The sequence below is a fragment of the Gilvimarinus sp. DA14 genome, from assembly GCF_024204685.1.
GTDB lineage: Bacteria > Pseudomonadota > Gammaproteobacteria > Pseudomonadales > Cellvibrionaceae > Gilvimarinus.
This window is the reverse complement of record NZ_CP100350.1, coordinates 1386484-1408730: the sequence shown is the minus strand read 5'-3', so window position 1 is coordinate 1408730 and position 22247 is coordinate 1386484. Positions and strand designations below refer to the sequence as shown.

Here is a 22247-nt window from a genome sequence, read left to right as displayed (position 1 = left end):
TGAAATTGTGTTAGGTATGTTATGGCAAGGGGCCAGTCGGGCTTTACGCTTATTGAGCTAATCGCCATTATTGTGATTCTAGGCGTTATCGGAATCACAATCTCCGCCCGCATGCCCGACGGCGATATAGCCGCCGTGCAATCAAGCCGCGATGATCTTATCGCGGCTTTATTTTTTGCTCAGCAAAAAGCCATGGCTCAAAGTGATATTTCCCTTGAGATTAATACCGGTAGCGTTTCCGTCGCACGCGGTGGCAATGACATAATCGTTCATCAGGATGCCTACCCTCGGGCTTTTGCGTCAGGCGTAACCGCAACTAACACCTTGAGCTTTGCCTACAATAAGTTGGGGGCCATTGTTGGCCTCACTGAACCGGAACAGGTAACCCTGCAAAAAGGTAGTACCTCGGCCACAATAACCATTGAGCCCAGTGGTTATGCGTATTAGAGACGAGACAAGATCACGTGTTCTTCAGCAGGGCGTCAGCTTGGTTGAGTTAATCGTATTTATTGTGATTATCTCGGTCGCCCTAGCGGGCCTGACGGGCGTGTATCAAATAGCGGTGGTTAACAGCGTCGACCCGATAAAACGGGTGCGCATGTTGGAACTGGCGCAGGCGCAGCTCGATCGCGTTATGGCGCTTCGCTATGACGAAGCTACCCCTTCTGGCGGCGTTCCTGCCTGCGATAGCATTAGCGGCTTAGTCTGCACTAATGTGCCAGAAGCCGATTTGGATGATGTTGATGATTACGCTGGCTTTGGAGACACGCCGTCGCCCGGTTACAGTCGCAATGTTGCGGTACAAACCACAACCTTAGATGGCTCCGCAGCTAAGAGGATTAGCGTTACGGTTACTAGCAGTGACGGTGAAACGCTGACGCTCACCGCCTATCGGGTAAATTTCTGATGCGTAGCATGCGGGGGTTTACACTTATCGAGCTGATAACGGTCATCGTTATTTTGGGAATTGTGAGTGTTATAGGTTCGCAGTTTATCGTTAGTGCGGTCGAGTCTTACGATCAATCCCAAAACCGGGCCAGACTGGCAGCGACCGGTCGTCAAGCCATTGAAAGAATCAGTCGACAGCTACGCGGTGCCATGCCCTACAGTTTACGCATTACTAACGGAGGCGATTGCCTGCAGTTCCTGCCTCTGGCTGCCGGCGGTTTTTATTTACAGCCGGTCCCCACCGATACCGCCATCAGCAGCATTGAGACCAGTCCTTTTACAGTGGATTTTGATCAAGCCGAATACCTGTCTATTGGTGCGTTAAGTCCGTTGGAAATTTACGGTGCTTCACCTGATTCTTTGGCAGTGGTGGCGTCTGTCGCCGCCACGCAGGTAGACTTTAGCGCTCACCAATGGCAACGAAACTCGGAATCTCAGCGGTTCTACCTGGTGGGGCAGCCCCAGGCTTTTTGCCTGGTGAATAGTGAGCTGCGTTTTTACCAAGATCTTGACCCGCAGGACGGTGCCGTTGCGTTGGCGGCAGGTCACAGCCTGATGGCACGAAATGCAAGCGCCAGTGCAGCCGATCCGTTCGTGATTAGCGGGAATACGGCAGAAAACAATTTTCTCGTGAGTATCAACCTGGGTTTCAGCGAGGGTGGAGAGCGGGCGGAGTTTTTTCAAGAGGTGGCGCTTCGAAATGTTCCTTAGTGCACCTTCGTTGGAGCTCAACCGGCAGGGCGGCTTTTTATTGCCCTTCGCTATTTTTTTGTTGGTTGGCCTCAGTGTTATGGCCTTGGCTCTGTGGCGTGTGACGGCCAGTAGTAATATCTCCGCCGTGCAAGAGGTGATCAGTGTCCAGAGCTTTTACGCGGCCGAAAGCGGTGCGCAGCGCGCTATGGCCAGCCTTTTTTTTCCTGACGACTCCGATCGGCAGGCGATAGATAACCGCTGCAGCACTATGACTCTTAATTTGAATTTTGTTGATGACGGCTTGAATCAGTGCTCGGCATCGGTTTCTTGCGTATGTCGTTACGATACGGCATCCACTTGTGACGCTAGCGTTAATGCTAACTACGGCCCCACGGGCGTATCGGCAGAGAGCTTCTATCAGTTAACCAGTGTGGGCCAGTGTGGCAGTGGCAGTACATCCGCTGTGCGCACTCTGGAGGTGGAGGCCTATGCTCCTTAGAGGTGTAACCGCACGATGGTGCCTACTCGGTAGCTTGCTGCTGCCCTCGTTGGCCTGGGCCCAGGCTTGTGAGGATATTTTTACCAGCGGTGTTCAGAGCCATTCCAACAACGGTACTGTTACGCTCCGTTTTCGAAGCGAGGTTAACGGCGGTGGCTCGCAAATCGATACGGTCAACCTAAATACTGCGAACGAGGTTACCTGTGCCGGCGGAACCTGCCAGGCGAGCGGGACGCCGGCGGCGACCAGCAGTCCCTCATTCGTTGTTGGCAGCGGCTCGGAGGGCAATGTTAATGCGACCGGGCCGGTGGGTAACAACACCAATGTCGCCGCTGGCGACTACCGCAATATCAATGTGAGGCAAGAGCGGCAGTTAACCTTTACTACCACCGATGGGCTTTATTTGATGGAAAGCTTGTCGACCAATTATCGCTCATCCATTCGATTCAGGGCTGGTGATTACTGGATAGACGGCGATTTGACCGTTGCGCAGGAAACCAGCATGGAAATGCTCGGTAGCGGCACGGCCCGCATTTTTGTTAATGGCAATGTCAGTTTCGGTTTCCGGGCTGCAACCTCAGGTTTTAATCCGGACCAGCTGCTGATCTATAGCACCGGTAATATTTCTTTGGCGAACGAGGTGGAAATCTCAGGTTTTCTCTATGCGGCGGGTAACGTGCAGGCAAACTTCCGAGCCGCAATTCAGGGAGCTGTTTCGGGCGCTAGCGTCACTTTGGATAACGAAACAACTATTAATTATCCCCAAGGTGTGTTGGCCGATGCGGATTTTGCGCCCTTTTGTAGTGGTGGTCAGCCCCCTGCCGTGTTGACGGGCTACTGGCAAATGGACGAGCCCCAGTGGACTGGGGCTGTGGATGAGGTTTTAGATTCGTCGGGTAATTCGCTGCACGGCACCCCAGTCAGTGCCATGACTGACGACGCGACACCGGCTTTGAGTGGTAATCCCGGCACCTGTGGTTATGGTGCATTTAACGGCAGTACCGACTATATACGAGTACCTCACGATCCTTTACTCAATGGCCTTGAGGGTTTGAGCTACAGCGCTTGGGTCCGGGCCGATACCTGGACCGGGGTGCGCCAGATTATGGCAAAGTCGGTTCACGGCGGCGGTAGTGGTCGTGCACAAATGGGACTTTTCTCTGAAGGTGGTTCACTCAAGGCTAGGGTAGAAACTGATGCCGGGCGTTACGACGTCGCAGCTACGCTTCCGGCGAGTGGTAATTGGGTGCATGTGGCCTCTGTATTTGAGGGCGATGAGTTGAAGCTGTATGTCAACGGTGGGCAGGTTGGGTCGACTAGTTTTTCGCGAACTCAGTTGATACAGACAACTGACCCTTTGATCATCGGCAAGCGAGTGGGTACGGCGCAGTATTTTTTTCAAGGTGATATAGATGAGGTGCGCGTTTATCAGGGCGCACTGACCGCCGACGAGGTGAGTGCGCTCGCCTCCGAGCGACACGAGTGTCTTTTGCCCCTCTGTCCGGGGGATGACGAGCAAATTACCGGTGGTTTGCTGGGTGAATATTACAACAGTACAAACTTCTCTGGTGGCGTCGTGGGAGCGAGGGTTGATGGACCTGTGGACTTTGATTGGGCGTCGGGAAATCCCGGTGTCAACAGTGTCAACGCTAATCAGTTCTCCGTTGAGTGGAGCGGGTATATCCGCGTCACTGAGTCGGGCACCTACCGGTTTCAGACCGACTCCGATGACGGTGTGAGACTCTATGTTGATAATCAATTGTTGATTGAACGCTGGAATGATCACGCGGTACAAACTGATACCAGCGCTGGTGTAGCGCTCTCCGCTGGGCAGGTTTACCCGGTGCGCTTGCAGTTCTATGAAAACGGTGGCTTAGCCGAAATACGATTGCGCTGGCAAACCCCATCAAGCAGTGGCTTCGTCCCCATCGCCCGGGGTTCTACGCCCTCACTTGGCCAGGGGCTTTATTATTGTAAAGTGGATCGGGTTGCCTACTACACCATTGAGCACAGTGGGGAAGGTGTAACTTGTGAGGCCGAACCAATCACTATTACGGCCTTCGACGAATCCGATACACCAGTAGAGCCTCCGGCGGGCACGGTTTTGGATTTGGCTACGGCGCCGGCTACTGGCGCCTGGGTTGGGGGATCGCCTTATGTCTTCGACGGCAACGAGTCACAAATCTTACTGTATTTACAACAGTCGACACCCGCGGTTCTCAATATCAATGTCAGTGATGGCCAGGCGAGTGAAGCTCCCGATGCAGATCCAGACCTTAATTTTAAGGACACGGGGATTCGATTCTACGCCAATAGCGCCACAACAGACCCGATTCCTAATCAAGTGGCCGGCGAGCTGGACCCCGATCCGGTGCTGAGGGTTGTAGAGCGCGATACCGATACGGGCACTTGTGAGGCGCGTGTGCAAAATCAAACCCTGGAGGTCGACTTGGCCCACGAATGTCGCAACCCAATCAACTGCGTGTCGGGGCAGACATTAATCCTCGCGGAGACTGCCACCGCAGCCAATAGCGCCGGCAGCGTGGCCAACTACACCAGCGTCGATCTCAACTTTGATAATCAAGGTTTTGCCGCTGTTCCGCTGGCGTATTCCGATGTAGGGCAAGTGCGGCTGCATGCGCGTCTTGCATTGCCTGCCAGTGGTGAGGACCCGGCGGTCACGGTGACTGGTAGCAGCGATGAGTTCGTCGTCAGACCCTATACTTTGGTTGCCTCGCGAATCGAGCGATTGGACGGCACGCCCAACCCGAGGACGACGTCTGGTTCTCCGGGATTCTTAGCCGCAGGGGAAGCCTTCCGAGTGGTGGTGGAATCACGCAACGCCAGTGGGGTTGTCACTCCCAATTTCGGTAACGAGAGCCCGCGTCAGTCGCCACGTTTGACACTGGAGCAGTTGGTTTACCCAGCGTCGGGGAATCCCGGGGCGCTTGCCAACACGGAGGCCATGAGTATTGTCGGCGCCAACACGGGCTCTTTCGAAAATACCAGTGTTTTCTGGAACGAGGCGGGCAGTTTTACCCTGACTCCAAGGCTGGTCGGTGACAGTTACCTGGCCTCGGGCGATATTGCCAGCTACTCCGAAAGCGAGACAGTAGGTCGGTTTTACCCGCAAAACTATTTCGTCACCGCTTCGAGCTCCGACAACAGTTGCGGCGGTTATACCTATATGGACGAGCCGACTATTTCGCTGAGCTACACCCTGGAGGCGCGCGGACAGGACGTAGGAGTCTTGAGCAACTATGACGACGGGTTTGGTTACACCGGAACGGCGGTGGTCGACTACACGGCCGAAAACGATGACGATGGCAATGATTTGAGCAGTCGCATTAGTGCCGGTACAGAGCCCTGGGTGGGGGGCGTGAAGACGGTTTCTATAACCGATGCATTGTTTACTCGAGGTCCATCGGTTGAGGCGCCGCTGTCGCTGTTGCAGCTTGGGCTTGCACTGAACGATCCGTTGGACGGGCGGCCATTCGCTGACCCGGATATCAACCCCGGCACCATGGGAGATTGCACTGCGTCGGGCAATTGCTCCGCAAGGGCAATCGGTGGGCTTTTGAATTTGCGTTACGGCCGGCTCAATCTAGCAAGTGCCTACGGCCCGGAAAGTCTGGATCTGCCAGTGCCTTTGGCGACTGAATACTTCAACGGTGTGCGCTGGCAGACAAATAGCCAGGACGATTGTACGCAAATCGCCCGCGCGGCCGTGGATTATCCGGCTGGCAGGATCGATGAAGATGCCAATCGCAGTGTAACCATTGGCGCCGGTAGTACTAGGGGTGAATATCCGGGCCACATTGACTCGGATAACCTCAATTTCATCGGTGGTGAAATCGACCACTATTTCTCCGCACCGGGGGCGGGTAACACTGGGCAGTTTGATGTCACTATCGATTTGATCGACTACCCCTGGCTTCAGTTCGATTGGGAAGCCGGCTCGGATACATCGGTTTCTGGCACCTATCGCTTTGGTTCCTACCGCGGCCACGATCGAATTATCTACTGGCGCGAAGTGCTGGATTAGCTTTTTGCTCGATTTTTGCCCGCCTCTCTAAGCCAAGCTTTTTGGCCTGGCTTTTGCTCCTTCCTAATCAAATCTATTTAACTCCCAAAATCACTGCGGATGAGCACAAAAAAAGTGCGTTTGCCCGTATTTTTATTCCATCTGGGTGCGTTTCTCGGTGAGCTGGTGGCGTCATAATGGGGCTTTGGGGGTGTGAAATATGGTGCGGTCGGCACCAAAAGGTGGCAGGTTTGAGTAAAGCTAAGCAAAAGCTCCTGATAGTCGGCAACGGCATGGCTGCAGGTCGTTTTTTAGACGAGTTGATTAAGCGGGATATTTCCGGCTTTGAGGTGACCGTCATTGGCGATGAGCGCCAGGGCAGCTATAACCGGATAATGCTCTCGCCCGTGCTTGCGGGGGAGACCGATGTGCCCGCGATTATCGGTAAACCCAGCAGCTGGTATCGTGATCGGGGTATTCGTTTTGTCAGTGGCGTTCAGGTCAAGGCAATAGAGCGGGAGCAAAAGTGTGTTTTAACCTCTGAAGGTAACCGCCTGCGCTACGATCATTTGGTGCTGGCCGTGGGGTCGCGTCCGGCGAAAATCCCCGCCGAAAACCAGCAGCTGGATAATATCTACAGCTTTCGTACCCTGCGAGATGTGGATCGCTTACTAAATAAAGCGCGCTTTCATGAAATGCACGGGCGTAAAACCGATACCGACGCGCTGGTGATTGGCGGCGGCCTGCTGGGTTTAGAGGCTGCCTATGGCTTGGCGTTAAAAGGCTTGCGGGTTACTTTGGTTCACCGCTCGGGCTGGCTGCTAAACCGCCAGCTCGATCCCACAGCGGGCGGTTATTTAAAGCGCGCCCTGGAAGCGAAGAACATCGACTTTATATTGAGCGATGAAGTGAGTCGTTTCACCGGCACACACGAGTTAAAAGGCGCTGAGTTCAAATCTGGTCGAGAATTATCCTGCAAGCTGTGTGTGATTGCCACAGGCATTACTCCTAATAAAGAGCTAGGGTTGGCAGCTGGCCTAAAAGGTGAGCGCGGTGTGGCAGTGAACGCGTTTATGGCGACCTCAGATGAAAGCATTAGCGCCTTAGGCGAATGCGTGGAGTTTAAGGGCGATACTTTTGGTTTGGTCGAGCCAATCTGGCAACAGTGTATAACGCTGGCCGAGCGCCTATGCCACAACATCAAGCTACCTTTTGAAAATAATCCGGTGCCCACCAAGTTGAAAGTGTCGGGGGTGAATTTATTTTCCGCCGGTGAGTACCTGACCACCGATGAACACCGCGAGCTTATTTACCAAGATGATAAAGCCGGTATTTACCGTAAATTATTGCTGCGCGATAACCGCATTGTGGGCGCGGTATTAATCGGCGATGCTCGCGACGGTCAGGATTACTTTTCCATGCTTACCGAGAAAAAAGACGTGGCCGAGATCGCGCCCTTTTTATTGATGGGACGCGCCTTTTACCAAACCAATGAACAGCCCCAAAGCAGTGACGAGACAGAGGCCGCTTAATGAATTTGCCCGAGAAGTTAATAGCATCCGATACGGTCAATACCACCTGTTGTTACTGTGGCGTAGGTTGCGGGGTAACGGCGGCGGTCGCCGATAACCAAGTCGTAGCGGTAGCGGGAGATAACCAGCACCCGGCGAATAAAGGGCGCCTGTGTATTAAAGGCTCGTCATTGCACGAAACCCAGAGCTCACCCGACCGCTTGCTAAGCCCAATGCTACACGGCAAGCCGGTGGATTGGGATACCGCGCTGGATTACGGCGCCGCTGAATTTCGCGATATTATTGAGCAGCACGGCCCGGATGCGGTGGCATTTTATTTGTCAGGCCAGCTGCTAACCGAAGACTACTATGTGGCCAACAAGCTCATGAAGGGCTTTGTGGGCACCGCCAATATCGACACAAACTCGCGCCTTTGTATGGCCTCGGCGGTGGTGGCTCATAAGCGTGCCTTTGGCTCGGATGCCGTACCCGGCTGCTATGAGGATTTAGAGCAAACCGATGTGCTGATTCTGGTGGGCTCCAACACCGCCTATGCCCACCCGGTGGTGTACCAGCGTATTGCCAAGGCCAAAGAAGAACGGCCCGAGATGAAAATTGTGGTGCTGGATCCGCGTCGCACCGCGACCTGCGAAATTGCCGATATTCACTTGCCGTTGCGTCCGGGTAGCGACGCTTTCTTTTTTAATGGCCTGCTTACCTATCTGGCTGATCACGATGCTATTGATCGGCCGTTTGTCGACGCCCACACCAACGGCTTTGACGAGTCGCTGGCCGCCGCTCGTGGCCAAGTGCCGGACATTACTGCGGCGGCTCACCTTTGCCAGCTCGAGCGCGCCGATGTGGAGCAGGTGTACCAGTGGTTTGCGCAAAATGACAAGGTTGTTACCGTGTTTTCGCAGGGGGTTAATCAGTCCTCCTCTGGTGTGGACAAAGGCAATGCCCTAATTAATTGCCACCTGGCCTCGGGCAAAATCGGCAAGGTGGGGGCGACACCTTTTTCCATTACCGGCCAGCCCAATGCCATGGGCGGGCGTGAGGTTGGCGGCTTGGCGAACCAGCTGGCAGCGCACATGGGTTATGACAAACCCGAGGATATTCAGCGGGTGGAAAACTTTTGGCAAGCGCCAAATATGGCTCGCAAAGAGGGGCTAAAGGCCGTTGATATGTTCCGCGCCATCGAGCAGGGACAGATTAAGGCGGTGTGGATTATGGCCACCAACCCGGCCGTAACTTTGCCTGAGGCTGGCCGGGTTCGTGAGGCATTAAAAAAATGCGATCTTGTTATGGTGAGTGATTGCATTGGTAACACCGATACAGCGAAGCTTGCTGATGTGGTTTTACCCGCGACTACCTGGAGCGAAAAACACGGTACGGTTACTAACTCCGAACGCTGTATTTCGCTGCAAAAAGGTTTTTTGAGTGCACCCGGCGAGGCGCAACACGACTGGCAAATTATGTGTCAGTTCGCCGAAAAGTTAGGCTATGGCGAACATTTTAATTATCGCCACCAAGTAGAAATTTTTCGCGAGCACGCTGCCTTGTCCGGGCTGGATAATAATCACAGTCGCGGCTTTAATATTTCGGCGCTGGCGAATATTGAACAAAATGCCTATGAGAATTTGGCGCCGCTACGCTGGCCGGTTACCGACAGCGCGCCAGCCGGTACCGACCGTCTGTTCGCCGATGGCCGGTTTTACACCCCCGATGGTCGTGCGCGTTTAATTCCTATTGAGGCGCGATTGCCGGTTAATGAACCCGGCGCTGAACAGGTGATTCTGAACACTGGGCGCATCCGCGATCAATGGCACACTATGTCGCGTACCGGCACGGCGGCTAAATTACTGGGGCATGTGGATGAGCCCTATATCGATATAAATCCGCACGATATTGAACGCTTTGGGTTAACAGAAGGGGACTTGGCGGTACTGTCCAATCAGGGGCAGCGCTACTTCGGCCGCGTCAAAGCCACCAGCGCTCAGCGCCCGGGCGAAGTGTTTGTGCCTATGCACTGGAACGGAAAATACGCCGCCTCTAGTTGTGCCGATGCCCTGATTAACGCGGTGGTTGATCCTATTTGTGGGCAACCTGAATTCAAACACAGTCCGGTGCGGCTCAAAGCTTTTAAGCAAGCCTGGAACGGCTTTTTAGTATGCGCCGATGATATTGAACCGGCTGCCGAATATTGGGCCAAAATTACACTCGATGGCGGCTATAAGTTCCGCCTTGCCGATGGCCAGTGTCCGGATGACTGGGCCGAATGGGTGAAAAGTCAGTTTCCCGCTATCGATGACTGGGTTGATGTGTACGACTCGCAACAGCAGTTTTTTCGTGCGGCTGGGTTTGTTGAGGGTAAATTGCAAGTGGTGTTTAGCGCGGCTACGGATAAAGCCACGGCCCGCGAAATGCGTTGGTTGGAACAGCAGTTGGGGCAGCAAATTGACAGTAATACGCGGTTTGCCATTTTGGCGGGCATACCCGGTGGCGGTGTAGAAGACGAAGGCCCTATGGTGTGCTCCTGTTACCAGGTCGGGCAAAACACTATTGCCAAGGCAATTAAAAATGGCTGCAACAGTGTTGAGGCCCTGGGGGAAAAGCTAAAGTGTGGCACCAATTGCGGCTCGTGTATCCCGGAGCTAAAAGCTCTACTGCGCTAATTTGCTGTAAGCGTTTCACCAGATATACATATAGCTCAGACTAAGGCTGTCAAACTGCCCGGCAATGGTTGATTCAACGGCCGTACTGTAGGCGCCGCGAATGGCGTGCTGTTTCGCCAGGGGCTTGAGAAAGGTCAAGCCCGCGCGCGAATTTTTTAGCTCTGTCTGTTTCGGCCCCGCGCCTACTTGCGCCGCCCCGCCCTGATACCAGTTGATATCAAAAGAAATCCAAGTACCGCTTTGCAGCACATGAACCAGATGAAACTCCGATGATAACAGGGGCTCTTGGCTACGAGTTTGGCCTGAAAAGTCATCGTTGTCCTGGTAAAACCAGGCTCCGATCTCTCCTTCGAGTAGCCAGCGATTATCCAGAGGCAGGATAGCCCCGAGCGCTGGTTTTACCGCCCAACGGTTGCTTCCTGCGTTGAATAGCCGGTCGCCATCATATTCTCCGGTGGGAATGCTGACTAACATACTGGCGCCGACAATTAACTCCGGGTTTGCTACCAGTAAGCGGAAATCGTCTCTGTCCATACTGGGAGCGCCTACTAAATTGATGGCCAGACGTGCACGCGGGTCGGCGGCGGCCGTAATTGAACGCCGTTTAAATTCATTATTGATATCGGCGTGTGCTTCGCCGCTGACAAAAGGCGTGTTAAGTTGCAGATTGCCTGTACGCCCGAGCAGATTGAATGTGCGCTGGTAGGTGAGTGATAAAAAGTCGAGTTTGGCTTCAGCGCCTGTGATAGGGGTAGAGGCGTCGGCCAATACATTTCCCTGGGAATGCTGGTAACTTAAAACCACAACATTAGTACCATCGGGCGCGGGCCAATAAGCCCTGGGGGCGAGCTCCTGAGCCTGGCTCAACGACGCTAAAACACATAGCAACGTCATCACAAAGAAAACCGATAAAGGCTTGTGCCTAGTTGCGCCCCTGCGCGGAGATACTCCTGCTCGGGAAGGATTGCTACGGCTCATGTGACATATTCCTCGGCTACTGGCCTTATTAGTTTTACTGCACAATACTTAGCGTAAAAGGGAGCGCTATGTCCAGTACTCGCACTAAGGCGGAGTTAATCCGTCTACATCAACCACACGCTATTGCCCGTCGTTTATCCGATGGGCCGGGCAATAGCTATCTGCGCGATTTTATCTACGGCGCGACGGATGGATTGATCACCACCTTCGCCATTGTAGCGGGTGTGGCAGGTGCTGGGTTATCACCAGCTGTAGTGATTATTTTGGGCGCTGCCAATTTACTCGCTGACGGTTTTAGCATGGGGGCCAGTAACTATTTGGGGGTGCGGGCGGACAATCAGCTTAAAGAAAAAACTCGCCGTGAGGAGTACGAAGAAATTCGCCTCTATCCTGAGGGGGAGCGAGAGGAGGTGCGACAAATATTTGCGGCCAAGGGGTTTTCCGGGGCACAGCTAGAAGATATTGTGACCACCATTACCCGCGATCGGCAGCTTTGGGTAAATACAATGCTGCAGGATGAGCACGGTCTGTCGCTACAGAATCAAAAACCTCTGCATGCGGGCGGGGTCACTTTTATCGCTTTCGTGTTGTTGGGTGCGCTGCCCTTGCTGCCATTTTGTATCGGTGCGCTCATTCCCTCTGTTTCTGCTGAGCCCTATGGTTTGAGCGTTGCGCTTACACTGGTGGGTTTTGTAGTCGTTGGCGCAATTAAAGGGGCGCAGGTGAAACGCTCCCCCGTGTGGTCAGCTTTGGAAACGCTGGCCGTCGGCGGCGGAGCGGCTATGCTTGCCTACTGGGTTGGGCACCTGTTAGGCGGTCTGTGATTCCGGTGGCGTTTCCAGGCGTACGTCTATGGCGAGCTCATCGGCAATCAGATCCAGATTGTCGTACAGATCGTTTAGGTTGACACCGGCAGGTACATGAATAATCCCCGTGGCTTCGAACATAGGCTCGCCGGACCAGGGCATGCTGGAGGTGTCGGTTTCCAGTTCATCTACGCTGATATTGCGCTCGGCAAAAGCCTGGGAAATCTCGGCCACAATACCGGTACGATCCGCTCCCACTACGCTAAAGTGAAACTCTTGATATTGCCCCGCAGCACCGGGGTTGGCCGGTTCTGCCACGACCTGTAAGCCATCCTTGGATAATGCCTTGAGAGCTTGTTGCAAAGCCTGGCGATGTTCCTCAGCGACCCCAACCTGTAGAATACCCGCAAATTTTCCCGCCAGGTGCGACATCCGGCTCTCAAGCCAGTTGCCGTGATGGTCACTGATCACTTTGGCCAGTTTTTGTACCACCCCGGGGCGGTCGTCGCTGATAACGGTAAGAACGAGATACTGGTTCACAGGGTTTCCTTATTGTTGTTCAGTGGCTACATACTGCCCGGTGACCGAGCTTGATTTCTGCCGGGCCGGGAAAAGGCATCAAGGCACAACCTTATCATAGGCGAGTATGATCATTCCTTACCAGCATTTACCCCAAAGTACTCTACAGGCACTGTTAGAAGAATTTATTACCCGCGAGGGCACGGATTACGGTGAGCGGGAAATTGATCTTGCCACCAAGGTGGCACAATTGCTCGAACAGCTAAAACGCGGCGAGGTGGTGATTGTATTTGACCCGGCATTGGAAACCACCAGTCTGGTTGCTAAGCGCGAAGCCGAGGCCATGGGGCTGATGAATGGCTGAGTTAGATTTATTATTAGAGCGTGCCGCCCCCGCAGCGCCCGTACTCGCCCTTGCCCATGGTGCGGGCGCGCCTATGGACAGTGAATTTATGAACCAATTTAGCAGCGCGCTGCTGGCGGCCGGGGTGAGTGTGTGCCGTTTTGAATTCCCATATATGCAAGAGCGTCGTCGCAGCGGCAAAAAGCGCCCACCCGATCGCCAGCCTGTACTTTTGGATGCTTGGCACACAGTGCTCGATAAACTGGCAAACGAGCGGGTATTTATTGGCGGTAAATCCATGGGGGGGCGCATGGCGGCGACTTTGAATAATGAGCGCCAGCAGGCGGGGGTTATTTGTCTGGGTTATCCCTTTCACCCGCCGGCCAAGCCAGACAAGCTGCGCCTGGAACCGTTGCAAAAGCCGGGCTCTCCAGTGCTAATTATTCAGGGCAGTCGCGATAAGCTGGGTTGCCGCGATGAAGTGGCAGGCTATTCATTGGCGCCGAATGTCAGTATTCACTGGCTCGAAGATGGTGACCACGACTTGAAACCGCGGGTTAAAAGCGGTTTTACCCATCAAGCCCACATTCAAACCGCCGCGCACTTAAGCGCCAACTTTATGTTAACGGGAGAAGGTTTGTGAACCACCTGTATTTGCACTGTCGTCCGGGCTTTGAAAAAGAGTGCGCCGCCGAGATTACCGACCTGGCGAATGCCACCGGTTTTTTTGGCTACAGTAAGGCCGAACCCGGCACCGCCTTGGTGACCTATGTCACGCACGAGCCGGAAGGCGCTTACCAGTTAATACGCGAGCTGGATTTTGCCAGCTTAATTTTTACTCGCCAGTGGTTTGCCGGTCAGGCGGTGGCATTGCCTGACCCCAAAGATCGATTGACCCCGCTACTGGCAGAAGTTGAAAAACTGCCCAGCTGCGCCGATTGGTGGAGCGAAACCCTTGATACCAACGAGGGCAAGTCCCTCTCTGCCTTGAGTAAAAAATTCAGCAGACCTTTTGCTCAGGGTTTAAAAGCGCGTTCGTTACTTAGGGCCAGCAGCCCATTGCGTTTGCATTTATTGTTCCTGTCAGGAGCCGAAGCGCTGGTGGGCGTTTCTCCCGTGGCAAACAGCGCCCGCTGGGCGATGGGCATACCGCGGCTGCGTCAGCCATCGCAGGCGCCCAGTCGTGCGACATTAAAGCTGGAAGAGGCATGGCATCATTTTATTCCTGCAGTCGAGTGGGAGGAGCGCCTGGCCGGGGGAATGCGTGGTATCGATCTGGGGGCTGCACCCGGCGGCTGGACCTGGCAGTTGGTCAATCGCGGCATGTTTGTCGATGCGGTCGATAATGGCCCCATGGCAGAGTCGCTGATGGAAACCGGCCAGGTGAAGCATCATGTGGTGGATGGGTTCGTTTACCAGCCTAAAAAGCCGGTGGACTGGCTGGTGTGTGATATTGCCGATAAGCCCGCTCGCGTGGCGCAAATGATTGGTGAGCGGGCGGTACAGGGCCAGTTTCGCGAGGCTGTGTTTAATTTAAAGCTGCCCATGAAGCAACGTTACGCTGAGGTCGTTAAGCTGCGACAGCGTTTGCAAGAACTGTTTGCCGAGAATGAGCTGAATGTACAGCTAGCATTTCGCCAGCTGTACCATGACCGCGAAGAAATCACCGGGCATATTCGCGTGACAGGCTGATTACTTTTTCAGTAGGGTGATTTTCTCAAAGTCGGCGAGCGTGGGATTAAGCTGGTTCAGCGTTTCGTGGCGCTCGTCACTGTAGTACCACTGTTTCCAGTCGTGCAGTGAGCGCCACTTAGACAACAGATAGCGGTGGTTGGGTCTTTGTATGTCTTCCAACGTTTCGCCGTTGATAAACCCCGGAGCTCGGTGCGCCGCCTCCAGCGCCTGTTGTGCGGCTAAGTCGTAATTGCCTTCCATACCGTCGGCGATGTGTCTTTCAACCAAAACGTAGATCATTGCTGGGCTTGCCTTTAATACCGGTTTAGGCGCGCGTCCGATACAATGGCGCCTGAACTTTTATTGTAACGCAAAACCGTCACGGCGAAAGACCCTAGGGCCTGCTAACACTAATTAGATGCGCCTGCTGGAAGCCACTTTTGTTTCCAGCTAGGCGCCGTGAGCGAAGTTTGGTTATTCCAAATAAGCGATCGGCAACAACGCTGGGGATAAAACTGGCTCCAGCCCTTCGGGTTGCGGCTAAAAATCCGCCACTCTGCGTTGCTCGTCGTTCATTTGGAGTTACCAAACCACTCTCCTCGCGCCTTGCTTGGCAAATTTTTAGTCGCAACAGGCTGCATCTAATTAGTGTTAACAGGCCCTAGGGGCTATGAACACTAATGTATTTCACCGTGTTTGATCAGCCACTCAGCAAGCTCAATCCATTCTTTAAGCAGGGCTTGCATCGAGCGCATGGAGCTGGGGGAGTGGCTAGGCGCGGCAAGCCAGCTGTTGCCAATAGACGTGAGGGAAGCGATTATTTTGCCGATTTGTTCAGCGCCCAGACTGTCGAAGAGTAAATAGCCGTCAATGGGGTGATCTGCATGTGGATCCTGTACGTGCACCAGCTCGTTCAGCGAACGCGCGAGGGCGGGCTCGGATTCACGCAGCATGATGGCTGTCAGTTGCAGGGTCTGACTGTAGAGCCCGGATATGGATACGGACGTTTCGGTTGAGCTTTGATACAGCGATGGCATGATACAGACTCCCGCGTCAAAGACGCGCTACGCCATGAAAACGCACACCTGGCGGTGTTCTACAACTCGTCGCTGTTTTATATGAAGAGGGTTGGACAGGGCAACAGTGCAAGTTGCATCACTGTGAGTTTAGCAACGGTTGCCCTGTCCAGCCGCGTATTAATAGATGATCTGACGCTATGAAACAACAGATTGATAATTTTTTAGACACTAGTGGTTTGCTTTGTCCCGAACCTGTGATGATGCTGCATCAGGCGGTGCGCTCGATGGCGGCCGGGCAGGTGATTGAAGTGAAAGCCACGGACCCTTCCACCACTAGGGATATTCCCAAATTTTGTTTGTTTTTAGGGCATGAGTTGATCGAGCAGAGCGAGGCCGAAGGTGCATATAGCTACACCATTCGGCTGCAAAAAGAAGAGTAGGTTAAGTGTTTAAGGTCCTTAACTTTCGTCCACTAACATGGAAATGGCTGCCAGGGCTTCCGGGTCTTCGGCTTTGATTTTGTTGGCAATCTGGTGCTGGAAAAAGTAACGAAATTCGTCGTTTAACTGCGCCGGGTAGAGACAGTCATCACCCGGCAGTACCGGCGTGCTGCTGACTTTACTGGCATCGGTAAGCATGCCGTAGATGTTGCCGTCGTGCAGTAGGCGCCAGCTGACCACCTCCACCAGGGTTAATTGATGGGTGGTTTCATTGGCGAGCACCGCGTGAGTGCCAATGGTGTCCGGCAACTCTTGCACTACGTCGTCGTCATTGTCGCACTCAAGTTCGTAGTATTCGGCGGCGGTTTCCAGCTCGATGATTTTGTGCATGGGAGCGTCGAAAAATACTTCGTCGATTCCTGCATCGTAGTATCCCTCCCACTGACCGTTGAGCGGGTCGAATACATCGGTGCAGGCCACAATGTCGTTGAGCCAGGGTACCAGGCCGACCACTTCGCCGTTGGCGCGTAAACCCCAGGCGAGCACCTTGAGGCTAAACAGTTTGTCGGGGTTGCTCTCGTTGGAGTAGAGCATTTCCAGGCCGTCCAGCTCAGCCGACAGGCGAATAAAACGCTCGTCGTGTAGCTCGCGGTAAGATTTGCCAGAGAAAAAGTCCACGACATTGTCGTTGTGGCTTTTAGTGGGGGTCTTCATAATACACCTCCTGGATGAGGCCGATGACATCGCCGAAGGCGGCGTCGGGAAGGCTAGCCGGAAAATTTCGCGCCATCACTACATAAGGTATATGCTAAACAGTCGTAGCACAATACCTGTGATGCAATTTTTCCGCTGCTTGCCCGCGAACAGATTTGACGTTTACCCAAAGCGCTCAGCAAAGCGCGAACGAGTTTTAGATTTTGACTGCTTTTGTCCCCCAAGTTAGCCATGATTGCCGCGATTTAATTCGAATCTTTAATGAGTGTTTCGAACGCGATGAAGCCACCTGCCTGATCGGCGGCGCGAGTGAGCCGCTTTACACGCCGGCAGGCAAAGGCCAGCCGGCCAAAATTTTCTTTAGCCACGATTACTTTGCCAGTGCGCTGCACGAGGTCGCTCACTGGTGTGTCGCCGGGCTCGAGCGCCGCAAACAGGAGGATTACGGTTACTGGTATGCGCCGGATGGGCGCAGTGCGGAGCAGCAGGCCGAGTTTGAGCGGGTTGAAGCCAGGCCCCAGGCGCTGGAGTGGGTATTTTCGGCGGCCGCCGTTTTCCAGTTTCGGGTCAGTGCCGACAACCTTAATCTCGGCCTGGGGCCCTCAGAGGAATTTAAAGACGCCATTTTCAGTCAGCTCCAGCATTTGAATCAGCAGGGGTTGGCGCCGCGCGCCGCGCGCTTTACCCAGGCTCTGTTAAATTTTTACCGGCCGGGAGTAGACCTGCCGTGGCTGTTTGAAAGCAGCGGGAGCTTTGCGAGGGATAAGCTTTGAGTCTCGCCCCGGTGTGTCTGATAGACGCCTCTATCTACATTTTCCGCTATTATTTTTCTATGCCGCCCAATTGGTTTTGCCAAGACAATGGCTATTCCACCGAAACGGTCTACGGCTATACCAACTTTTTACTGGGCTTTATGGAACGGCACAACCCCCGCTGGGTGGCCGCCTGTTTTGATGAGAGCCTGGGGTCTGGTTTTCGCCATCAACTCTCGCCCGACTACAAGGCCTCCAGGGCGCTGCCCGACGAGGCACTGGCCTTTCAATTAGAGGCCTGCAAAACGGCCACGCAATTGTTGGGTTTGCGCACCTTCGCCAGTGATGCCTACGAAGCCGATGATTTACTCGCCAGTCTCTATCGTGATTGTGCGGCGGACGAGGGGGCTATTGCGCTGCTCAGCCGCGATAAAGACCTGGGGCAAGTTCTGACCCGGGAGCAGGACTTTTTGTGGGATTACAGCGGCGATAGAAAGCACTACCTGGCTGATATCGAAACCCGATTCGGAGTGTCATCTGCGCAGATGGCCGACTTACAGGCACTGGTGGGTGACCCCTCTGACGACATTGCCGGGGTCCCCGGAGTGGGCCTTAAAACCGCCGCCGCGCTCTTAAACCAGGGGCGGAGTTTGCAGCAATTGTTGCAAAATCCACAGCAGATTGCGGATTTTCCCATTCGCGGTGCTCGTACCTTGGCTGTTAAAGTAGCGCAGTTTACCCCGCAGATAGAGCTAGCATTGTCACTGGTCACTCTCAAAGCAGATTTGGCGCTGATAAGCGAACGCAACGATATATCCCGTCGCGTGCCGGATATCTTAGCTTTTACCGATTTTTGCCAGCGTATGGGCTGGCCCGCTGTGGCCAAGCGAGCCCAGCGCTTAATAGATGTACAGGATGAATACCAATGAAAATAATCGCCGATGAAAATATCCCTCTGGTGGAAGAGTTTTTTGCGGCCGACGCGCAAGTTGCCCGTCTGCCTGGGCGTTCACTTACCCGCGAGCAGCTGGGAGACGCCCAGGCGCTGTTGGTACGCTCGGTAACCCAGGTCAATGAGGCGCTTTTGGCGGGGTCAGATATTCAATTTGTCGGTACGTGTACCATTGGCATGGACCATCTCGACCAAAGTTACCTGCATAAACAGAGCATCGCCTACACCAACGCCCCCGGTTGTAATGCCAACTCGGTGGTTGAGTATGTGTACGCCGCACTTTGCCGTCTGAATGTCGACTGGCGCAACCGCACAGTAGGCATTATTGGCTGCGGCAATGTGGGCGGCGCTCTGTACCGGGCGTTAAAGGCTCAGGGGGTTGAGTGTCGTTGTTACGACCCCTTTCTAACTACGGCGGATAACCCGGATTTAACCGACTTGGAAGAAGTGCTGCAGGCCGATATCGTCAGTATGCACACGCCGCTGACGACCACAGGCCCCTATCCTAGCAGGCATTTGTTGACCAAAGAGAAAATTGTGCAGCTCGCCCCGGGCGCGGTACTGCTAAATTGTGGTCGCGGGCCGGTGATTGATAACCAGGCTCTGCTGCAGGTGCTGCGCGAGCGCGATGATTTGCAGGTGGTGTTGGATGTGTGGGAGACCGAGCCCAACTTTTCCCTGCCCTTGCTGGATCGCGTCAGTCTTGGCTCGCCGCACATAGCCGGGTATAGCTTTGATGGCAAACTCAAGGGTACGGCGATGATTTACCAAGCTTTTTGCCGCCACTTTGGGCTGACTGAAAAAACGCATCTGCAAAGCGTTACCCCCCGAGTGGCGAACAATCAGTTGCATACGGACATGAGCGCATCAGACTGGGCGGTTATCTGCGATTTAGTGGGGCAGGTTTACGATATCGACGATGACGACCGCGCTATGCGCAAGCTGGCACGGCAAAATCGCGACCATGGTGTCGACCTGGGGCAGGGGTTTGATTTACTGCGTAAGCACTATGCTATTCGGCGCGAATTTAACAATTACCAGGTGGCCGAGAAAGTAAAAAAAGAGCCGCTGGCGAAATCGCTAGCGGCTTTGGGATTTCATTTGAACAAATGAATATGACTGACAGAGGCGCGGTTACGCTTATCTGCGGCCAGTTTAACGCCAGTTTATGAAATATTTATGACGAAACTCACCCTCGGTTTAATCGTTAACCCCTGTGCCGGCCTGGGCGGCAGCTTGGCCCTTAAGGGCAGCGATGCGCCCGATACCCTTGTGTTGGCGCGGCAGGCCGGAGTGCAGCCGCAGGCACCTTTGCGAATGCAGCGGGCCCTTACTCCGCTGCTCACCTATCGCGATGATGTGCGCTTTTTCACCTTCGCTGCGTCGATGGGGGAAAGCCTTCTGCAGAGTATGGGATTCATCCATCAAGTGCTTGGCCAACCCAAAGGGGAAATCACTCGTGCAGACGATACCCTTCGCGCCGCACAATGTTTCCGGGAGGCTCAGGTAGATTTACTGGTATTTGCCGGTGGCGATGGCACGGCCCGCGTTATTGCCGATGCCGTGGGGATGTCGCTGCCCTGCCTGGGGGTACCTGCTGGGGTGAAAATTCACTCCGGCGTTTACACTACCAGTCCCGAGGCTGCTGGCAGAGTGCTGGAGCGATTGGCACGGGGGCAGTGGGCGCCACTGGTGGAGCGCGAAGTGCGCGATATTGATGAGCGCGCCTTCCGTCAGGGCAGGGTAAAAGCGCGCCATTACAGTGAGCTTTTGGTGCCAGAAATGCCCGACGCCTTGCAGCAGGTAAAAAATGCCGGGGCTCAGGTGGACGAACTGGCTCAATTAGACTTGGCCGATGGTGTCATCGAGACCCTGAACCCAGACACTCTGTATTTGCTGGGCCCCGGCTCGACTACCCAGGTCATTTTGCAGCAGCTAGGGCTCGAAGGCACACTGCTGGGGGTGGATGTTCTCCAAGACGGCAAGCTTCTGGCCTGTGATGTCAGTGCCGCCGATATTCGCCGCCTGCTTGATGGGCACCTAGGCCCCGTGGCTATTATTGTTACTGCCATTGGCGGGCAGGGGCATATTTTCGGGCGCGGCAACCAGCAGCTTGCCTGCGACATTATTGCCCGCGTGGGACGCGAGAATATTCAGGTGGTGGCGACCGCGGAGAAGCTCAAAGCGCTGGATGGCCGCCCCCTGTTGGTGGATACCAACGACCCCGAGTTGGATCGCGCTCTGGCCGGTGTTATGTCGGTAACGACCGGCTACCAAACCCAAGTGCTTTACCCAGTGGGAGATACCTTTTGATACTTGATTCTGCGCCAGTGGCGCGACTATTGGCCGAGTGGGAGGCGCAGCAGGCCCCCGACAGTCGGCGCCTGTTTCACGGTCGAGGCCAGTGTTACCCGGGGTATGAACACTGGGTAGTGGATTACTACCAACCGGTTATCTTGCTGACCCTTTTTGCCACGCCTGCGGCCACAGAGCTGGAGCAGGTGATGGCCGAGCTAAGTCCTTTGTTGGGTAAGGCCGCCACTGCGGTATTGCTGCAGCGGCGTTACCTGAGCGGTGCCCCGGCAGAAGTAATTTACGGCGAGATGCCAGCAAACTGGTTTGCCAGGCGGGGTGATTTGCGATTTCAGCTGGCGCTGGAAGGACAGCAGAACCCGGGCTTTTTTCTCGATATGGAGCCCGGCCGACAGTGGTTGGAGCAGCGCGCTGAAGGCAAGCGCATTCTCAATTTGTTCGCCTACACTTGCGCTTTTTCGGTGGTGGCGGTGGCAGCTGGCGCGGACTGTGTAGTTAACGTGGATATGAGCAAAGCGGCGCTGGCACGCGGGCGGGATAATCATCATTTGAATGGACTGGATAAAAAGCGCAGTCAATTTCTGCCTGAGCAGATTTTAAAATCCTGGAGCCGGGTGCGCCGCCCCGGACCTTACGATATTGTGATTTTTGATCCGCCGAGTTTTCAAAAAGGCAGCTTTGTAGCTAGCCGCGATTACGCCAAACTGGTGCGACGCTTACCCGAGCTAATGCCCGCAGGCGGCGATGTATTGGCCTGTTTAAACGCCCCGGAGTTGGGGCCCGAGTTTATCGCTGAGGTCTTTGCCGCTGAATGCCCTGAGGCTAGTTTTGTCGCGCGGTTGCCGGGCTCGCCTGATTTTCCCGATGCCGACCCTGCGCGACAGTTAAAACTGTTGCACTACGCTTATCCGGGTCTTAACGATTCAGCAGAATCTGCATAATGGCATCCACTGCGTTTGACGAGCCACCTTTAAGGGCGGCGCGCACAAGGTCGATGGCCGGGGCAAAATCTCCGTCGATATCGCTGTTGTCCAGTATCGGGTCAAGTTGAGCATTAATGTGCGTGGCCTGATTTGCCAGGCGTGAGCGGCAACTAATAAAACCGCTGAGTAAGGTAAAACCCTTATGAGTTAGCGTGACCTGGTCGACAGCTTCCTGACGAATAGTGTCTTCGTAGCGGATATAGCCTTCGTCGGCGAGCCAAATTAACGCACTTAAACATGCCATATGCCGCGGACTGTGGAGGCCAAACTCATCGGGTGAGTCCGGCCCGGCAATGTCTTCTACAAACAGCGTTAGCTTGCGGGGAAAGCTGTTGTAAAGCAGGTTGAGCGCCTTGGCGGTGTCCTTATGAAAGTCGCTGATATGAATGTCGCCCATTGATTCT

General features: G+C 54.4%; 23 protein-coding genes. 17 read left to right on the top strand and 6 right to left on the bottom strand.

What is annotated here, in order from left to right; genetic code table 11:
- Positions 1 to 21: 21 nt before the first annotated feature.
- The 7 genes from NHM04_RS06240 (at position 22) to NHM04_RS06210 (ending at position 10350) form a co-directional block, all read left to right on the top strand.
- A complete protein-coding gene (locus NHM04_RS06240; protein ID WP_254266130.1) occupies positions 22 to 447 on the top strand; it encodes a prepilin-type N-terminal cleavage/methylation domain-containing protein in 426 nt (141 codons plus the stop codon).
- The gene (locus NHM04_RS06235) at positions 437 to 907 is read left to right on the top strand and encodes a prepilin-type N-terminal cleavage/methylation domain-containing protein (protein ID WP_371872584.1); all 471 of its coding nucleotides are present in this window, start codon (positions 437 to 439) and stop codon (positions 905 to 907) included. Before NHM04_RS06240 ends, NHM04_RS06235 begins: the two co-directional genes overlap by 11 nt.
- Positions 907 to 1659 (top strand): type II secretion system protein J, encoded by a 753-nt coding sequence (locus NHM04_RS06230; protein ID WP_254266128.1) that lies wholly within the window; start codon positions 907 to 909, stop codon positions 1657 to 1659. The genes NHM04_RS06235 and NHM04_RS06230 overlap by 1 nt, the downstream gene beginning before the upstream one ends.
- Positions 1649 to 2140, top strand: coding sequence for a PilX N-terminal domain-containing pilus assembly protein (locus NHM04_RS06225; RefSeq protein WP_254266127.1), 492 nt, complete (start codon positions 1649 to 1651; stop codon positions 2138 to 2140). The genes NHM04_RS06230 and NHM04_RS06225 overlap by 11 nt, the downstream gene beginning before the upstream one ends.
- Complete coding sequence (locus tag NHM04_RS06220) at positions 2130 to 6185, top strand: DUF6701 domain-containing protein (RefSeq protein WP_254266126.1); 4056 nt, start codon at positions 2130 to 2132, stop codon at positions 6183 to 6185. The genes NHM04_RS06225 and NHM04_RS06220 overlap by 11 nt, the downstream gene beginning before the upstream one ends.
- Before the next feature lie 221 nt (positions 6186 to 6406).
- Complete coding sequence (locus NHM04_RS06215) at positions 6407 to 7696, top strand: NAD(P)/FAD-dependent oxidoreductase (protein WP_254266125.1); 1290 nt, start codon at positions 6407 to 6409, stop codon at positions 7694 to 7696.
- Positions 7696 to 10350, top strand: a complete 2655-nt coding sequence (locus NHM04_RS06210) for a nitrate reductase (protein ID WP_254266124.1) — start codon at positions 7696 to 7698, stop codon at positions 10348 to 10350. The genes NHM04_RS06215 and NHM04_RS06210 overlap by 1 nt, the downstream gene beginning before the upstream one ends.
- 15 nt (positions 10351 to 10365) lie before the next feature.
- Here the strand turns inward: NHM04_RS06210 and NHM04_RS06205 are convergent, their stop codons facing one another.
- Positions 10366 to 11244, bottom strand: coding sequence for a transporter (locus tag NHM04_RS06205; RefSeq protein ID WP_254266599.1), 879 nt, complete (start codon positions 11242 to 11244; stop codon positions 10366 to 10368).
- A 152-nt stretch (positions 11245 to 11396) separates the two neighbouring features.
- On the opposite strand from NHM04_RS06205, the gene NHM04_RS06200 reads away from it, so the two are divergent.
- Positions 11397 to 12152, top strand: coding sequence for a VIT1/CCC1 transporter family protein (locus NHM04_RS06200; protein ID WP_254266123.1), 756 nt, complete (start codon positions 11397 to 11399; stop codon positions 12150 to 12152).
- Here NHM04_RS06200 and NHM04_RS06195 read toward each other — a convergent pair.
- Positions 12138 to 12674 (bottom strand): glycine cleavage system protein R, encoded by a 537-nt coding sequence (locus NHM04_RS06195; RefSeq protein ID WP_254266122.1) that lies wholly within the window; start codon positions 12672 to 12674, stop codon positions 12138 to 12140. The genes NHM04_RS06200 and NHM04_RS06195 overlap by 15 nt on opposite strands.
- Positions 12675 to 12780: 106 nt before the next feature.
- Here NHM04_RS06195 and NHM04_RS06190 point away from each other — a divergent pair, with 106 nt between their 5' ends.
- From NHM04_RS06190 to rlmM, 3 genes are read left to right on the top strand one after another with little or no spacing between them, the layout of a single operon-like run.
- Positions 12781 to 13017 carry a YheU family protein gene (locus tag NHM04_RS06190; protein ID WP_254266121.1) on the top strand — a complete coding sequence of 79 codons (237 nt, stop codon included), beginning with the start codon at positions 12781 to 12783 and terminating at the stop codon, positions 13015 to 13017.
- On the top strand, positions 13010 to 13639 hold the full coding sequence (locus tag NHM04_RS06185; RefSeq protein ID WP_254266120.1) for an alpha/beta family hydrolase: 630 nt from the start codon (positions 13010 to 13012) through the stop codon (positions 13637 to 13639). Before NHM04_RS06190 ends, NHM04_RS06185 begins: the two co-directional genes overlap by 8 nt.
- Positions 13636 to 14688 carry a 23S rRNA (cytidine(2498)-2'-O)-methyltransferase RlmM gene (gene rlmM, locus NHM04_RS06180; RefSeq protein ID WP_254266119.1) on the top strand — a complete coding sequence of 351 codons (1053 nt, stop codon included), beginning with the start codon at positions 13636 to 13638 and terminating at the stop codon, positions 14686 to 14688. Before NHM04_RS06185 ends, rlmM begins: the two co-directional genes overlap by 4 nt.
- On the opposite strand, the gene NHM04_RS06175 is transcribed toward rlmM, so the two are convergent.
- Positions 14689 to 14970, bottom strand: coding sequence for an antibiotic biosynthesis monooxygenase (locus NHM04_RS06175; protein WP_253967424.1), 282 nt, complete (start codon positions 14968 to 14970; stop codon positions 14689 to 14691).
- A 377-nt stretch (positions 14971 to 15347) separates the two neighbouring features.
- Positions 15348 to 15707, bottom strand: coding sequence for a hypothetical protein (locus NHM04_RS06170; RefSeq protein WP_254266118.1), 360 nt, complete (start codon positions 15705 to 15707; stop codon positions 15348 to 15350).
- A 179-nt stretch (positions 15708 to 15886) separates the two neighbouring features.
- On the opposite strand from NHM04_RS06170, the gene tusA reads away from it, so the two are divergent.
- A complete protein-coding gene (tusA, locus tag NHM04_RS06165; RefSeq protein ID WP_254266117.1) occupies positions 15887 to 16129 on the top strand; it encodes a sulfurtransferase TusA in 243 nt (80 codons plus the stop codon).
- 18 nt (positions 16130 to 16147) lie between these two features.
- On the opposite strand, the gene NHM04_RS06160 is transcribed toward tusA, so the two are convergent.
- Positions 16148 to 16843, bottom strand: a complete 696-nt coding sequence (locus tag NHM04_RS06160; protein ID WP_254266116.1) for a hypothetical protein — start codon at positions 16841 to 16843, stop codon at positions 16148 to 16150.
- A gap of 203 nt (positions 16844 to 17046) precedes the next feature.
- Here NHM04_RS06160 and NHM04_RS06155 point away from each other — a divergent pair, with 203 nt between their 5' ends.
- From NHM04_RS06155 to NHM04_RS06135, 5 genes are all read left to right on the top strand, one after another.
- Positions 17047 to 17616 (top strand): elongation factor P hydroxylase, encoded by a 570-nt coding sequence (locus tag NHM04_RS06155; RefSeq protein WP_254266115.1) that lies wholly within the window; start codon positions 17047 to 17049, stop codon positions 17614 to 17616.
- Positions 17613 to 18524, top strand: coding sequence for a 5'-3' exonuclease H3TH domain-containing protein (locus NHM04_RS06150; RefSeq protein ID WP_254266114.1), 912 nt, complete (start codon positions 17613 to 17615; stop codon positions 18522 to 18524). The genes NHM04_RS06155 and NHM04_RS06150 overlap by 4 nt, the downstream gene beginning before the upstream one ends.
- Complete coding sequence (locus tag NHM04_RS06145; protein WP_254266113.1) at positions 18521 to 19660, top strand: 4-phosphoerythronate dehydrogenase; 1140 nt, start codon at positions 18521 to 18523, stop codon at positions 19658 to 19660. The genes NHM04_RS06150 and NHM04_RS06145 overlap by 4 nt, the downstream gene beginning before the upstream one ends.
- A 66-nt stretch (positions 19661 to 19726) precedes the next feature.
- Positions 19727 to 20860 (top strand): ATP-NAD kinase family protein, encoded by a 1134-nt coding sequence (locus tag NHM04_RS06140; RefSeq protein WP_254266112.1) that lies wholly within the window; start codon positions 19727 to 19729, stop codon positions 20858 to 20860.
- Positions 20857 to 21801, top strand: a complete 945-nt coding sequence (locus NHM04_RS06135) for a class I SAM-dependent methyltransferase (RefSeq protein WP_254266111.1) — start codon at positions 20857 to 20859, stop codon at positions 21799 to 21801. Before NHM04_RS06140 ends, NHM04_RS06135 begins: the two co-directional genes overlap by 4 nt.
- Here the strand turns inward: NHM04_RS06135 and NHM04_RS06130 are convergent.
- Complete coding sequence (locus tag NHM04_RS06130) at positions 21776 to 22240, bottom strand: hypothetical protein (RefSeq protein WP_254266110.1); 465 nt, start codon at positions 22238 to 22240, stop codon at positions 21776 to 21778. The genes NHM04_RS06135 and NHM04_RS06130 overlap by 26 nt on opposite strands.
- Between the last annotated feature and the right edge of the window lie 7 nt (positions 22241 to 22247).